Here is a 14338-nt window from a genome sequence, read left to right as displayed (position 1 = left end):
GATGGAGGCACACACATGACACGAATTATTTCTGTAGCGAACCAAAAAGGCGGCGTTGGTAAAACAACGACCACTGTAAATTTAGGCGCATGTTTAGCAAACTTAGGCAAAAAAGTCTTACTGATCGACATTGATGCACAAGGAAATGCTACCAGTGGCATGGGTGTCCCTAAACCAGATGTCGCACACGATGTGTATGATGTCCTTGTAAATGAAGAACCAATCACTAGCGTGGTTCAACATACCAGCCGTGAAAATTTAGATATTGTCCCTGCAACTATTCAATTAGCAGGCGCTGAAATTGAATTAACTTCAATGATGGCTCGAGAATCGCGCTTGAAATTAGCAATTGATGAAGTAAGAGACATGTATGATTTCGTTTTAATTGATTGCCCGCCTTCTCTAGGGCATTTAACAATCAATGCTTTTACAGCAAGTGATTCGATTCTAATTCCTGTTCAATGTGAATATTACGCATTAGAAGGCTTGAGTCAATTGCTAAATACGATTCGCTTGGTTCAAAAACATTTTAACCCTGAATTGAAAATTGAAGGGGTCTTGTTAACCATGTACGATGCTCGGACCAATTTAGGTGCCGAAGTCGTTGAAGAAGTCCGTAAATATTTCCGTGAAAAAGTCTATGACACGATTATTCCAAGAAATGTCCGTTTATCCGAAGCACCAAGTCATGGTTTACCAATCATTGACTATGATATTCGCTCAAAAGGTGCCGAAGTGTATCAAGCACTAGCAAAGGAAGTGTTGGAGAATGAATAAAGGCAAAGGTTTAGGCAGAGGCATCGATGCCTTGTTTCAAGATATCGCAAAGCTAGAAGATGTCGACGTTAAGAACGAACAAGTGACAGAAATTCTATTAAACGAACTTCGTCCCAATCCTTACCAACCGCGGAAAACATTTGATGAAACCTCTTTACAAGAACTTGCAAACTCGATTCTACATTCCGGTGTGTTTCAACCGATTATTGTCCGTAAATCGGCAGTTAAAGGCTATGAAATTATTGCAGGTGAGCGTCGGTTCCGGGCTTCTAAATTAGCCGGCAAAGAAAAAATTCCTGCAATTATTCGCGAATTTGATGAAGAATCCATGATGCAAGTTGCTGTTTTGGAAAACTTACAAAGGGAAGATTTAAATCCGCTAGAAGAAGCAGAAGCCTATGAAATGCTAATGAAAAATTTGAAATTAACACAAGCGGAAGTCGCAGAACGTTTGGGAAAAAGTCGCCCGTATATTGCCAATTATTTACGGTTGCTAACCTTACCAGATGCGGTCAAAGCAATGGTTCAAAAACAAAGCATGTCAATGGGTCAAGCACGGACGTTATTAGGCTTGAAGAACAAAGAACAGCTATTACCATTAGCTAATCGTTGTATTAAAGACAATTTAACGGTTCGACAATTAGAACAACTTGTCGCTGAATTAAACGAAACACAAGGCAAAAAGGGCAAAAAAGCGAAAAAAGCCATCAAAGAAAAACCCATTTATATTCGTGAAAGTGAAGACCGTTTAATGGATAAATTTGGGACAACCGTAGCAATTCAAGAAAAAGAAGGCAAAGGAAAAATTGAAATTGAGTACTTGTCCTCTTCGGATTTGGCTAGAATTTTAGATATTTTAGATATTCATTTTGACGAGGAATAAGAAGCAAGGTGAGAAAGTAAGACAGAAAGTCACAAATCCTTTTGCTAGTTTCGTTAAAAAATGGTATTGTAATCATGGTATTTTTATATAAGTAAGAGAAGAAAGAAGGCTTGGAACATGTATGATTTAGGCGATATTGTCGAAATGAAAAAGCCGCATGCTTGCCAAGCAAATCGTTGGCAAATCATTCGCATGGGCGCTGATATCAAAATCAAGTGCACGAATTGCGGGCATATTGTCATGATGCCGCGTCGTGATTTTACTAAAAAATTAAAAAAAGTAATCGAGAAAAAAGCAGACTAATGCTTTGATGCCTCTAATAGAAAAGAGAATAGACTGAGAGAAAGAGTGGAAAACAAATGGCACTAACAGCTGGAATTGTCGGCTTACCAAACGTTGGTAAATCGACCCTATTTAACGCAATTACAAAAGCAGGAGCAGAAGCTGCAAATTATCCCTTTGCAACGATTGATCCGAACGTCGGCATGGTTGAAGTACCAGATGCCCGTTTACAACGCTTGACAGAACTAGTAAAACCGAAAAAAACAGTTCCCACAACGTTTGAATTTACAGACATCGCCGGAATTGTTAAAGGTGCCAGCAAAGGAGAAGGGCTGGGAAATCAGTTTTTAAGTCACATTCGTCAAGTAGATGCAATCTGTCACGTGGTTCGTTGTTTTGATGACGAAAATATCATGCGTGAACAAAATCGAGATGCGGATTTCGTTGATCCTTTAGCAGACATTGATACAATTAATTTAGAGCTAATTTTAGCAGATTTAGATTCAATCAATAAGCGCTATACTCGCGTGGCTAAAATGGCGAAAGCAAAAGATAAAGAAGCGGTGGAAGAATTAGCTGTTTTAGACAAAATTAAACCAGTTTTAGAAGAAGGTTTATCTGCTCGTACGATTGAATTTACGCCAGAAGAAGAGAAAATTGTTAAATCTCTTTTCTTATTAACCACAAAGCCGGTCCTTTATGTAGCAAATGTTTCAGAAGATGAAGTGGCGGATCCAGACAACAATGAGTATGTACAACAAGTTCGTAATTTTGCAACCAGTGAAAATGCGGAAGTAATCGTGGTTAGTGCGCGAGCAGAAGAAGAAATTGCTGAATTGGATTCTGAAGAAGACAAGGCTGAATTTTTAGAAGCAATGGGTATTGAACAATCTGGCTTAGATCAATTGATTCGTGCGGCTTACGATTTGTTAGGCTTAGCTACCTACTTTACAGCTGGTGAACAAGAAGTTCGTGCGTGGACGTTCCGTAAGGGAATCAAGGCACCTCAAGCAGCTGGGATTATCCACAGTGACTTTGAACGAGGCTTCATTCGTGCGGAAACAGTTTCTTATGAAGACCTAGATAAATATGGCAATATGCAAGCTGCCAAAGAAGCGGGCCGTGTTCGTTTAGAAGGAAAAGACTACGTCGTTCAAGATGGCGATGTTATGTTGTTCCGTTTTAACGTTTAAGAAAAGACCCATGCCCAACAAGCAATTTGTTTTGGGCTAAGCCCACATATTTAAGGCCATTCAGCCGTTTAGAAAGAGGTTCCCTCTACATGAGGGTGAGGAGGATACAACTATGGAAGCAGAAGCATTACGAGCAATCGTGGCTGAGAATCGTCAATTAGAACAGAATTTGACTAAAAGAAATGAACAATACATTTTTGACTTAAAAAAATCATTAAAAGCGGCTAATTTATCTGAAGAAGAGCTAGCATTGGCTCTACACGGTATTTTGCCAGAATTAGTAGCCGGTCAAAAAACAGGCAAAACAGCCCGTCAGTTATTTGGCACTGTTTCAGAACGGACGGAAGCAATTTTAAATAAACCAGCAGAAGTCAAAGAACCAGCGGGCTGGATGATTTGGCTCGACAATACCTTACTATTGCTTGGTTTATTAACAATCATGTTAGCGGCGATGTCTCTATTTTCAAAAGGAACCGCACAGCCTCTCGGATTAACCACATATATCTTAGGTGCGATGGCTGGGGGTTATGTTTTCTATCTAATGCACAAATATGTTTACCGTTTTGATCGTCAAGGTGGCGACAAAAGCAAACGTCCTGGTTGGTTAAAAACGACTGCCATTCTATTTGGCGGAATGTTCTTGTGGATTGCAGTTTTCGCTGGTTCAGCAATGCTGCCACCAGTGATCAATCCCATTTTAGATCCGATGATTGCTTTAGTAATCGGTGCGTTAGCCTTTGTAGCACGCTATTTCTTCAAGAAAAAATACAATATTCAAGGTAGTTTCATGACACGTCAATAAACGGCGCGCGCTCAATTGTGAATGCGCTCGGCTGACGCAGAAACTGCAACAAGCAAAGTCGCTCTCTCAATAGAGCGTTTTAACAGTTAAAGCCTGGGGGATTAGTCGAAAAAACTAGTGTCCCAGGCTTCTGTTTTCAGAAGTTTGCTAAAGAAAGGAGCCTCTTATGGGACAACAAGTGAAGTCTTGGTGCCGTCAACACGAGCGGCTACTCATTTTTATTAGTTTTCTCTTATTAAGTGGACTTTCTCTCTATTTTGTCTATTTTCAAGAGAATTTTTTACGAGCAAGTGATTTCCGCTTTCATCAAAATCGGGTGGAAGGTCTCGCATTAGCAATTAAAAACAACGACTGGTTTCCTAAAATCAATTATTTTTTCTTGGGAGGCTATGGCTATGCCTCTAGTTTGTTTTATCCAGATGCGTATCTTTATTTGCCTGCGCTTTTGCGTGTTCTGGGGCTTTCCTTTGTCGCTAGTATGGCGATTTTTGTGTTTGCGGTAAACTTGGCAACATTTAGTCTTACTTATTATGCAGGCCGATTAATGGCGCTCTCTAAAAAAAGAAGCTATCTCTTTGCCATTTTGTATGGCTTATCTATTTACCGCATGCAAGACTTGTTTAATCGCCAAGCGTTAGGAGAATTTTTGGCGCTAAGTTTTTTTCCGTTGGTCTTAGCGAGCCTGTTTTTATTACGAAAGGGAACCACGAAATGTTGGCCGTTGTTAACGCTGGCGATGACTGGGATTGGGTTGGCTCACTTTATTTCTATTGAAATGGTTTCTATTTGGATTGGGTTATACATTCTGTTTTATTGGCAGCAGTTTTTTAAAAAGGAGGTCCTGTTGGCATTAGCGAAGGCTGCAGGTTTGACGCTGCTTTGGCTGGCCTTTTATCTTTTACCAGTTGCTGAACAAATGAAAAATCAAGTGTTTAAAGTTACATCCAATCCACTCACTTATATTTCCGAAAGAAGTTATCCCATTGATTCTCTTTTCATTAATAGTTTAAAGAGCAGTGTTTTTCACGCGAAAACAGCGAATCTAGGAACCCTTTTGTTTGTGGGGCTTGTTGTAGCAGTGGTTTCGCTTGCCAGCAAAAAAATTCAGAACAAACGGTTTATTGGTTTGACGCTGGTACTCTTATTGATGGTTACCACGCTTTTTCCTTGGCACTGGCTGAACCACACGCCTTTAAATACGATTCAGTTTCCTTGGCGGTTTTTAGGGATTCTTTCCGTAATGCTCGCTTTTTTCATTGCACAAGACGAATGGGGCGTTTTCCGTAAATCTTGGACTGTGGCTTTGTTGGTTTTCCTTGCCATCAGCAATTTAGGCATTTATCAATATCAAAGTATTCAGTCACAACAAGGCCGCCTGTTAACAAAAGCTGAGTATGAGCAACCAACGCCTTTTTATATCGGTGCGGGCCATGAATATTTGCCAGATGAAATCAATTATCAGGAATTATTGAAACAGAAAAAACGACAACTTGATTATTCGGCAGAACAAGTAACCATTACAAACGTTAGAATGCCTTATGGGAAAATTTCATTTGACTACCAAGTGGTGAAGCAATCAGCGAAGGTGACCGTTCCTTTTATTTATTACTTAGGCTATCAAGCCACGATTCAAATGAAAAACCAAACGGGCGCTAAAAAAATGAGCCTAACCAATCAAGGAGGCTTAACCGCTCTTTCTTTATCTGGTACAGGACATGTCGACATCCGTTACCAAAGAACAAAAGTGCAAAAAATAGGGACAATGATTACCTTACTTTCTGTTGGTGGTTTTGGATTTAGCCGATTTTTACAACAAAAAAAGAAACACAAGATAAAAGAACAACGATGAAAGTAGGACCTTAATTAGGAAGAGTTGAATAAAGGACAAACCGATTTTGGCGTTTTGTCCTTTATTCCTCATTGATTATTTAAACAAATCTAGTTGACTTCCTTAGTATTATCTGTTATTTTCATATATAAAATTAAGTCGAGGAGTGGACAAAAAAATGTCAAATTGGGAAACAAAATTTGCGAAAAAAGGTCTTACATTTGATGATGTGCTATTAATCCCTGCAGAAAGCCATGTCTTACCAAATGATGTAGACATGAGTGTACAATTAGCTAAAAATATCAAGTTAAATATTCCATTGATGAGTGCCAGTATGGATACTGTTACAGATAGTAATATGGCAATTGCGATGGCTCGTCAAGGTGGACTAGGTGTCGTACATAAAAATATGACTGTCGCCCAACAAGCAGACGAAGTACGTAAAGTCAAACGTTCTGAAAGCGGCGTTATCATTGATCCATTCTTTCTAACACCAACAAACTTAGTAGCGGATGCAGAAGAATTAATGAGTCGTTACCGTATTAGCGGTGTGCCAATTGTAGAAACAATGGAAAACCGTAAATTAGTCGGAATTATTACAAACCGTGATATGCGTTTTGTAACGGACTACCAAATCAAAATCGAAGAAGTCATGACAAAAGATCATTTAGTCACTGCGCCAGTTGGCACATCTTTAAAAGATGCAGAAAAAATCTTACAAAAACATAAAATCGAAAAATTACCAATCGTTGATGAAGCAGGTCGCTTAAGTGGCTTAATTACAATTAAAGACATTGAAAAAGTGATTGAATTCCCAAATGCTGCCAAAGATGAACACGGTCGTTTACTTGTGGCGGCAGCAGTCGGTGTCACTAGTGATACGTTCGAACGTGCGGAAGCATTATTAGAAGCAGGTGCGGATGCGATTGTCATCGATACTGCACATGGCCATAGTGCCGGCGTTATTCGCAAAATTAAAGAAATTCGTGAAACGTTCCCTGAAGCAACATTAATTGCTGGTAATGTTGCCACTGCTGAAGCAACCAAAGCATTGTATGATGTCGGCGTTGACGTTGTCAAAGTTGGTATTGGACCTGGTTCAATTTGTACAACACGTGTCGTTGCTGGTGTTGGTGTTCCTCAATTAACAGCGATTTATGATGCTGCTTCTGTAGCTAGAGAATATGGTAAAGCAATTATCGCTGATGGCGGTATTAAATATTCTGGTGATATCGTGAAAGCCTTAGCTGCTGGTGGACATGCTGTAATGCTAGGAAGTATGTTAGCAGGTACAGATGAATCTCCAGGCGAATTTGAAATTTATCAAGGCCGTCGTTTCAAAACTTACCGTGGCATGGGCTCATTAGGTGCAATGGAAAAAGGATCAAGTGATCGTTACTTCCAAGGAAGTGTCAATGAAGCAAACAAATTAGTGCCAGAAGGAATCGAAGGACGTGTTGCTTACAAAGGAAGCGTTTCTGATATTGTCTTCCAATTAATCGGTGGCTTGAAATCAGGGATGGGTTACGTCGGTGCAGCAGACCTGAAAGCGTTGCGTGAAGAAGCACAATTTGTTCAAATGAGTGGTAACGGATTGAAAGAATCACATCCACATGACGTTCAAATCACAAAAGAAGCACCAAACTATTCTGTTCAATAAAATAAAAGCTGATTTTTTTAAAATTTAAAAGAGGCAGACGTCATTTCGACGTCTGCCTCTTTTTCTGTAGAATGAAGGAGTTGCTTCTGTTTCCGCCGTTTATCAATTTTTAAGCCTGTAACAAAAATCACTTTGGATTTTTGTTACAGGCTCCTTTTCCTATAGAATAAAAGCCGTTATCTGATATCAGACAACGACCTTCATCTTCCCTTTATTTAATAACTGTTAGGTTACCCATGTAAGGAACTAGGACTTCTGGTACAGTCACAGAGCCATCTTCGTTTTGGTAGTTTTCTAAAATAGCAGCGACTGTCCGTCCTACGGCTAAACCAGAACCGTTGAGTGTATGCGCATATTGGACTTTATCATTTTCATCACGGTAACGAATCATCGCACGGCGCGCTTGGAAATCTTCACAGTTTGAGCATGAACTGATTTCACGGTACGTTTCTTGAGCAGGAATCCAAACTTCCAAGTCATAAGTTTTCGCAGCTGAGAAGCCCATGTCACCTGTTGAAAGAGCCATGACACGGTAAGGTAATCCCAGTTTTTGCAGAATTTCTTCGGCATTATTCGTCATTTTTTCTAATTCCTCATAAGAATGCTCTGCATCACTAAATTTAACCATTTCGACTTTATTAAATTGGTGTAAACGAATTAACCCACGTGTGTCACGACCAGCGCTACCAGCTTCAGAACGGAAAGAAGGGCTCAAGGCCGTAAAGTAAATCGGTAAATCCTTGCCATCTAAAATTTCATTGTTGTAGTAATTGGTTAAAGGGACTTCCGCAGTTGGAATTAACGTTAAATCCGTATCTTGTAATTGGAAGACATCTTCTTTAAACTTAGGAAATTGGCCAGTTCCGAACATGGCGGTGTCATTAACGATATAAGGCGTAATCATTTCTGTATAGCCATGTTCATAAACATGTAAATCTAACATGAAGTTGTATAACGCACGTTCTAAGCGAGCACCTAAGCCTTTGTAATAAACAAAACGGCTACCAGCTACTTTGGCACCACGTTCAAAATCTAGAATGCCTAAGTTTTCAGCGACTTCCCAGTGTGGTTTTGGTTCAAAAGCAAAAGTTCTTGGTTCACTCCAACGACGTACTTCTACATTTTCTTCTTCACCAGCACCAACAGGCACAGAAGCATCTGGCAAGTTCGGTAAAGTAGTTGTGATCCCACGTAGCTCTTCGTCAATAGCGTTAATTTCTGCATCTAATGCTTTAATATTGCCGCCGACTTCTTTCATTTCCGCGATTTTGGCCGTTGCATCTTCTTTGTTCCGTTTTAATTGAGCAATTTCAGCAGACACATCATTCCGGTATTTTTTCATTTCTTCGACTTTGACTAATAAATCACGGCGACTTTCATCTAAACGCAGAAATTCCACTAAGATTTCTTCTTTCACGCCACGGGTTTGTAGCTTTGCTTTTACTTCGTCAAAATTTTGACGCATCATTTTTACATCTAACATATTTTTTCCTCCTTAAAATTAGTACATAATCAATAATAACTGTTGTAGAAAACAACAAAAAAGCCATCTCACCCCAAAAATAAATATTCTTGGGACGAAATGACTGGAAATCTCGCGGTACCACCCAAGTTCAGTAATGTTACTGCCCTTGATTTGCAGATAACGGCTGCAGACCGTTCCAACTTATTTCGCTGGACACCTGGAAGAGACGGACTTCTTTATAGATGAATGTTTGCTCGCACCCCCGCAAACTCTCTGGAATTCAGTGCCATAAATACTTTTTCTCTTAGTTTTCTCTTTTCTATAGAATACCGAAAAAGTTCAGGGATGTCAATTAACTCTCTGATTTCTTGTTGGTACGCTGTAAGGGTAGATGAATAATAAAGGAGGTCCACTTTTGATCAGACTTCGCATAAATATATCCACCATGTAAAGCGACAATACTTTGTGCAATAGCCAGACCTAAACCAGTTCCACCCGTTTCTTGTGATCGGGATTCTTCGACACGATAGAAGCGATCAAATAACTGATCTAAAGAATGTTTAGGAATAGCTGGTCCATCATTGCGAACAGCGATAATTGCTTCGGTGCCGACTTTGTCTACTTCCATCACAATATGATGGCCACCTTTGCCATATTTCAAAGCGTTTGAAAGAAGGTTGTTAAAGACTCGGACTAGTTTTTCCGTATCGCCTTCCATCATTAAAGAAGCTGGATTGGCTTTTACTTGGATTTGCATATTAATCTTTTTCGCTTCCAATTCAAAATCGGCAGCAAGCTGTTCAATTAATTGTGCCATATCAAAAGTCGTCGTATGAATCGGTACACTTGGTTGACGGACTTTTGTATATTCAAAAAGATCATCAACTAATAATTTCATTTGTTTCGCTTTGACGTAAGCGGTATGCGTATATTTCAGTAAATCTTCTTGGCTATGAAATTGACGATCTTCAATCAATCCCAGATAACCAATAATAGAAGTTAACGGTGTTCGAATATCATGACTGACATTCGTAATTAATTCATCTTTTGATTTTTCAATTCGCCGTTCATCTTCAATGGCTGCGACAGTACTATCCACTAGACCGTTAATACTCGTCACGACTTTTGCTAAATCACCACTTAATTCAAACGGAATGCGGTGATTGTAATTACCATCAGCGATGTAATGTAACTCACTGATAATATGACGCAATTGCATTTGATGGTAGCGACGAATTAAGCGCCAATAGAGAACGGCTGCATCTACTAAAAAGAAAATGGGTAAGACAAATTTATTCCAGCTCCAAAACAAATCAGTATTTAATTCTTTAGCGACCGCATCCTTAGTGGCCCAGATGACACCAGCTAAGGGCGAGTTTTCACTAAGTAGTTGTCCTAAAAGGAACATAATTGAGACATTTAATAGTAGTAATAAAACAATTGTCACAATTGCTTCTGCTAATAACTCGCTGATTTCTTTAGAAGTTAAGGTAATTCGTTTTTGTTTTTCAATCTTTTTAGGTTTAACGAGCATCGATCTTATATCCAACTCCCCACACTGTTTGAATGACTTTTTCTCCACCAGTTGCTTCTTCAATCTTATCTCTTAAATGACTGACGTGAACCATCACGGTTTTAGCAGAAACAATACTTTCTTGTTGCCACACACGCTCAAAAATTTCATCCGCACTAAACACACGATTTGGATGACTAGCTAATAGATAGAGGATACCAAACTCAAGAGCGGTTAATTGAATTTCTTTTCCTTCTATTGTTTTGACTTCGTGAGAGTCCTTATTAATCATTAATGGGCCGACTTCTAATTCATCGGGTTCTTCTTTGGTTAATTGCATTTGGCTTCTACGTAAAATAGACTTCACCCGAGCCATTACTTCTAAAGGATTAAAAGGCTTGGTGACATAATCGTCTGCACCAGCAACTAAGCCTTTGATTTTATCCATATCGGTTGTTTTTGCTGTTAACATAATAATTGGAATTTGCGATTCTTTTCGAAGTTCTTTCACTACTTCCATTCCATCCATGATTGGCATCATAATGTCCAAGATTAATAAATCGATATCTGGTGTTGTGTGCAATTTGGATAATGCTTCTTTTCCATCATAAGCTTTCACGACTTCGTATCCTTCATTATGAATATAAATACTCAATAGTTCTACAATTTCTTTATCATCATCTGCAACTAAAATTTTCATAAGCGTTCATTTCCTCCATATATAAAAAAATCTCTTTTCCATATTTTAACAAATAATTGCTAAAAAGGACAAAATCCTTGATATATTACGATAAATTTAGAAGATTTTGCTAAAAGTTAATAAACTATAACCAAAAAAGGATGAAAGGGGGTAAAAAACGAACGAAAATACCTAGACCAATCATAATAATCGGTATTGAAAAAAAGTTTAAAAAAAGTGAAAATAATGATTGACCAATGCTTGAAATCTTGGTATATTATTACATGTCGCAAGGCGAGTCACACAGCTGAGCGATTCAGAAATCAATAATTAAATAACAATTCTTGATTTCAAATCTCTCGAAAAAAGTTTGAAAAAACAACAAAAAAGTTGTTGACAAATAACAAACGAGATGATAAGATATAGAAGTTGTCACAACAGACGACAACAACCGAGTAAAACAACTTAAAAAAACTTTTTCAAAAAAGTTCTTGACATTCAAACGAAAGTTTGTTATGATATAAAAGTTGCTGCGAGGTAACGTAGACCTTTGAAAACTGAACAAAGAATAGACGAACCAAATGTGTAGGGCGTCTTGATTCAATTCAAGACAACAAACATTTTTAACAAGCAAGCAATATGCTAGCAAACAAATTGAGCTTAACAATCGCAAGGTTGTTCTAACTTTTATTATGAGAGTTTGATCCTGGCTCAGGACGAACGCTGGCGGCGTGCCTAATACATGCAAGTCGAACGCTTCTTTCCTCCCGAGTGCTTGCACTCAATTGGAAAGAGGAGTGGCGGACGGGTGAGTAACACGTGGGTAACCTACCCATCAGAGGGGGATAACACTTGGAAACAGGTGCTAATACCGCATAACAGTTTATGCCGCATGGCATAAGAGTGAAAGGCGCTTTCGGGTGTCGCTGATGGATGGACCCGCGGTGCATTAGCTAGTTGGTGAGGTAACGGCTCACCAAGGCCACGATGCATAGCCGACCTGAGAGGGTGATCGGCCACACTGGGACTGAGACACGGCCCAGACTCCTACGGGAGGCAGCAGTAGGGAATCTTCGGCAATGGACGAAAGTCTGACCGAGCAACGCCGCGTGAGTGAAGAAGGTTTTCGGATCGTAAAACTCTGTTGTTAGAGAAGAACAAGGACGTTAGTAACTGAACGTCCCCTGACGGTATCTAACCAGAAAGCCACGGCTAACTACGTGCCAGCAGCCGCGGTAATACGTAGGTGGCAAGCGTTGTCCGGATTTATTGGGCGTAAAGCGAGCGCAGGCGGTTTCTTAAGTCTGATGTGAAAGCCCCCGGCTCAACCGGGGAGGGTCATTGGAAACTGGGAGACTTGAGTGCAGAAGAGGAGAGTGGAATTCCATGTGTAGCGGTGAAATGCGTAGATATATGGAGGAACACCAGTGGCGAAGGCGGCTCTCTGGTCTGTAACTGACGCTGAGGCTCGAAAGCGTGGGGAGCAAACAGGATTAGATACCCTGGTAGTCCACGCCGTAAACGATGAGTGCTAAGTGTTGGAGGGTTTCCGCCCTTCAGTGCTGCAGCAAACGCATTAAGCACTCCGCCTGGGGAGTACGACCGCAAGGTTGAAACTCAAAGGAATTGACGGGGGCCCGCACAAGCGGTGGAGCATGTGGTTTAATTCGAAGCAACGCGAAGAACCTTACCAGGTCTTGACATCCTTTGACCACTCTAGAGATAGAGCTTTCCCTTCGGGGACAAAGTGACAGGTGGTGCATGGTTGTCGTCAGCTCGTGTCGTGAGATGTTGGGTTAAGTCCCGCAACGAGCGCAACCCTTATTGTTAGTTGCCATCATTTAGTTGGGCACTCTAGCGAGACTGCCGGTGACAAACCGGAGGAAGGTGGGGATGACGTCAAATCATCATGCCCCTTATGACCTGGGCTACACACGTGCTACAATGGGAAGTACAACGAGTCGCTAGACCGCGAGGTCATGCAAATCTCTTAAAGCTTCTCTCAGTTCGGATTGCAGGCTGCAACTCGCCTGCATGAAGCCGGAATCGCTAGTAATCGCGGATCAGCACGCCGCGGTGAATACGTTCCCGGGCCTTGTACACACCGCCCGTCACACCACGAGAGTTTGTAACACCCGAAGTCGGTGAGGTAACCTTTTTGGAGCCAGCCGCCTAAGGTGGGATAGATGATTGGGGTGAAGTCGTAACAAGGTAGCCGTATCGGAAGGTGCGGCTGGATCACCTCCTTTCTAAGGAATATTACGGAAATACACATTTCGTCTTTACTTTGTTCAGTTTTGAGAGGTCTACTCTCAAAACATTCGTTCATTGAAAACTGGATATTGAAGTAAAAAGAATCAAAACAAACCGAGAACACCGCGTTGAATGAGTTTTTTAATAAGTTCAATTGCTTATTTATTGATTAACCTTCTATCGCTAGAAGAAGTGATCAAGACCCAACCGTAAGGTTGATAAGGTTAAGTGAATAAGGGCGCACGGTGGATGCCTTGGCACTAGGAGCCGATGAAGGACGGGACTAACACCGATATGCTTTGGGGAGCTGTAAGTAAGCTATGATCCAGAGATTTCCGAATGGGGGAACCCAATATCTTTTATAGGATATTACTTTTCAGTGAATACATAGCTGATTAGAGGTAGACGCAGAGAACTGAAACATCTTAGTACCTGCAGGAAGAGAAAGAAAATTCGATTCCCTGAGTAGCGGCGAGCGAAACGGGAAGAGCCCAAACCAACAAGCTTGCTTGTTGGGGTTGTAGGACTCCAATATGGTAGTCTGTTAGTATAGTTGAAGGATTTGGAAAATTCCGCTAAAGAGGGTGAAAGCCCCGTAGACGAAATGCTGACAACACCTAGGAGGATCCTGAGTACGGCGGAACACGAGAAATTCCGTCGGAATCCGCGGGGACCATCCCGCAAGGCTAAATACTCCCTAGTGACCGATAGTGAACCAGTACCGTGAGGGAAAGGTGAAAAGCACCCCGGAAGGGGAGTGAAATAGATCCTGAAACCGTGTGCCTACAACAAGTCAAAGCTCGTTAATGAGTGATGGCGTGCCTTTTGTAGAATGAACCGGCGAGTTACGATTGCATGCGAGGTTAAGTCGAAGAGACGGAGCCGCAGCGAAAGCGAGTCTGAATAGGGCGAATGAGTATGTAGTCGTAGACCCGAAACCATGTGATCTACCCATGTCCAGGTTGAAGGTGCGGTAAAACGCACTGGAGGACCGAACCCACGT

The 14338-nt window shown here is 40.8% G+C and carries 10 protein-coding genes, 2 rRNA genes and 1 other annotated feature (1 of these 13 only partly in view); of the genes, 9 read left to right on the top strand and 3 right to left on the bottom strand.

What is annotated here, in order from left to right; all coding sequences use genetic code 11:
- Window positions 1-15 precede the first annotated feature (15 nt).
- The 7 genes from MKZ30_RS12680 (at window position 16) to guaB (ending at window position 7425) form a co-directional block, all read left to right on the top strand.
- Window positions 16-777: a ParA family protein gene (locus MKZ30_RS12680; RefSeq protein WP_002355976.1), complete on the top strand. Its 762-nt coding sequence runs from the start codon at window positions 16-18 to the stop codon at window positions 775-777.
- Window positions 770-1660 carry a ParB/RepB/Spo0J family partition protein gene (locus MKZ30_RS12675; protein ID WP_002355975.1) on the top strand — a complete coding sequence of 297 codons (891 nt, stop codon included), beginning with the start codon at window positions 770-772 and terminating at the stop codon, window positions 1658-1660. Before MKZ30_RS12680 ends, MKZ30_RS12675 begins: the two co-directional genes overlap by 8 nt.
- Window positions 1661-1777: 117 nt before the next feature.
- On the top strand, window positions 1778-1963 hold the full coding sequence (locus MKZ30_RS12670) for a DUF951 domain-containing protein (RefSeq protein WP_002355974.1): 186 nt from the start codon (window positions 1778-1780) through the stop codon (window positions 1961-1963).
- A 56-nt stretch (window positions 1964-2019) separates the two neighbouring features.
- Complete coding sequence (gene ychF / locus MKZ30_RS12665; RefSeq protein WP_002355971.1) at window positions 2020-3135, top strand: redox-regulated ATPase YchF; 1116 nt, start codon at window positions 2020-2022, stop codon at window positions 3133-3135.
- A gap of 112 nt (window positions 3136-3247) precedes the next feature.
- A complete protein-coding gene (locus tag MKZ30_RS12660) occupies window positions 3248-3937 on the top strand; it encodes a DUF1129 domain-containing protein (RefSeq protein ID WP_002363563.1) in 690 nt (229 codons plus the stop codon).
- 166 nt (window positions 3938-4103) lie between these two features.
- Complete coding sequence (locus tag MKZ30_RS12655; RefSeq protein WP_033601316.1) at window positions 4104-5786, top strand: 6-pyruvoyl-tetrahydropterin synthase-related protein; 1683 nt, start codon at window positions 4104-4106, stop codon at window positions 5784-5786.
- A 157-nt stretch (window positions 5787-5943) separates the two neighbouring features.
- The gene (guaB, locus tag MKZ30_RS12650; protein WP_002355966.1) at window positions 5944-7425 is read left to right on the top strand and encodes an IMP dehydrogenase; all 1482 of its coding nucleotides are present in this window, start codon (window positions 5944-5946) and stop codon (window positions 7423-7425) included.
- 211 nt (window positions 7426-7636) lie between these two features.
- Here guaB and serS read toward each other — a convergent pair whose 3' ends face one another.
- The 3 genes from serS to croR form a co-directional block, all read right to left on the bottom strand.
- Window positions 7637-8908 carry a serine--tRNA ligase gene (gene serS, locus MKZ30_RS12645; protein ID WP_002373670.1) on the bottom strand — a complete coding sequence of 424 codons (1272 nt, stop codon included), beginning with the start codon at window positions 8906-8908 and terminating at the stop codon, window positions 7637-7639.
- Between the two features lie 87 nt (window positions 8909-8995).
- Window positions 8996-9202: a binding site (T-box leader), on the bottom strand.
- 40 nt (window positions 9203-9242) lie between these two features.
- Complete coding sequence (croS, locus tag MKZ30_RS12640; protein ID WP_002363566.1) at window positions 9243-10424, bottom strand: sensor histidine kinase CroS; 1182 nt, start codon at window positions 10422-10424, stop codon at window positions 9243-9245.
- The gene (croR, locus tag MKZ30_RS12635) at window positions 10414-11103 is read right to left on the bottom strand and encodes a response regulator transcription factor CroR (protein ID WP_002355963.1); all 690 of its coding nucleotides are present in this window, start codon (window positions 11101-11103) and stop codon (window positions 10414-10416) included. The genes croS and croR overlap by 11 nt, the downstream gene beginning before the upstream one ends.
- A gap of 667 nt (window positions 11104-11770) precedes the next feature.
- On the opposite strand from croR, the gene MKZ30_RS12630 reads away from it, so the two are divergent.
- Both MKZ30_RS12630 and MKZ30_RS12625 read left to right on the top strand, forming a co-directional pair.
- Window positions 11771-13331, top strand: a 16S ribosomal RNA gene (locus tag MKZ30_RS12630).
- 226 nt (window positions 13332-13557) lie between these two features.
- A 23S ribosomal RNA gene (locus tag MKZ30_RS12625) occupies window positions 13558-14338 on the top strand; it runs 2132 nt beyond the window's last position.
- The 16S and 23S rRNA genes sit together here, the layout of an rRNA operon.

Source organism: Enterococcus sp. LX10, from assembly GCF_023539285.1.
In the GTDB taxonomy this organism is placed as follows: Bacteria; Bacillota; Bacilli; order Lactobacillales; family Enterococcaceae; genus Enterococcus; species Enterococcus faecalis.
This window is presented reverse-complemented; position numbering and strand designations above follow the sequence as displayed.

What these genes read in the sequence shown, in the direction of transcription:
- MKZ30_RS12680 (WP_002355976.1), top strand. Translation starts at nt 16, where the DNA reads ATGACACGAATTATTTCTGTAGCGAACCAAAAAGGCGGCGTTGGTAAA.
- MKZ30_RS12675 (WP_002355975.1), top strand. Translation starts at nt 770, where the DNA reads ATGAATAAAGGCAAAGGTTTAGGCAGAGGCATCGATGCCTTGTTTCAA.
- MKZ30_RS12670 (WP_002355974.1), top strand. Translation starts at nt 1,778, where the DNA reads ATGTATGATTTAGGCGATATTGTCGAAATGAAAAAGCCGCATGCTTGC.
- ychF (WP_002355971.1), top strand. Translation starts at nt 2,020, where the DNA reads ATGGCACTAACAGCTGGAATTGTCGGCTTACCAAACGTTGGTAAATCG.
- MKZ30_RS12660 (WP_002363563.1), top strand. Translation starts at nt 3,248, where the DNA reads ATGGAAGCAGAAGCATTACGAGCAATCGTGGCTGAGAATCGTCAATTA.
- MKZ30_RS12655 (WP_033601316.1), top strand. Translation starts at nt 4,104, where the DNA reads ATGGGACAACAAGTGAAGTCTTGGTGCCGTCAACACGAGCGGCTACTC.
- guaB (WP_002355966.1), top strand. Translation starts at nt 5,944, where the DNA reads ATGTCAAATTGGGAAACAAAATTTGCGAAAAAAGGTCTTACATTTGAT.
- serS (WP_002373670.1), bottom strand. Translation starts at nt 8,908, where the DNA reads ATGTTAGATGTAAAAATGATGCGTCAAAATTTTGACGAAGTAAAAGCA.
- croS (WP_002363566.1), bottom strand. Translation starts at nt 10,424, where the DNA reads ATGCTCGTTAAACCTAAAAAGATTGAAAAACAAAAACGAATTACCTTA.
- croR (WP_002355963.1), bottom strand. Translation starts at nt 11,103, where the DNA reads ATGAAAATTTTAGTTGCAGATGATGATAAAGAAATTGTAGAACTATTG.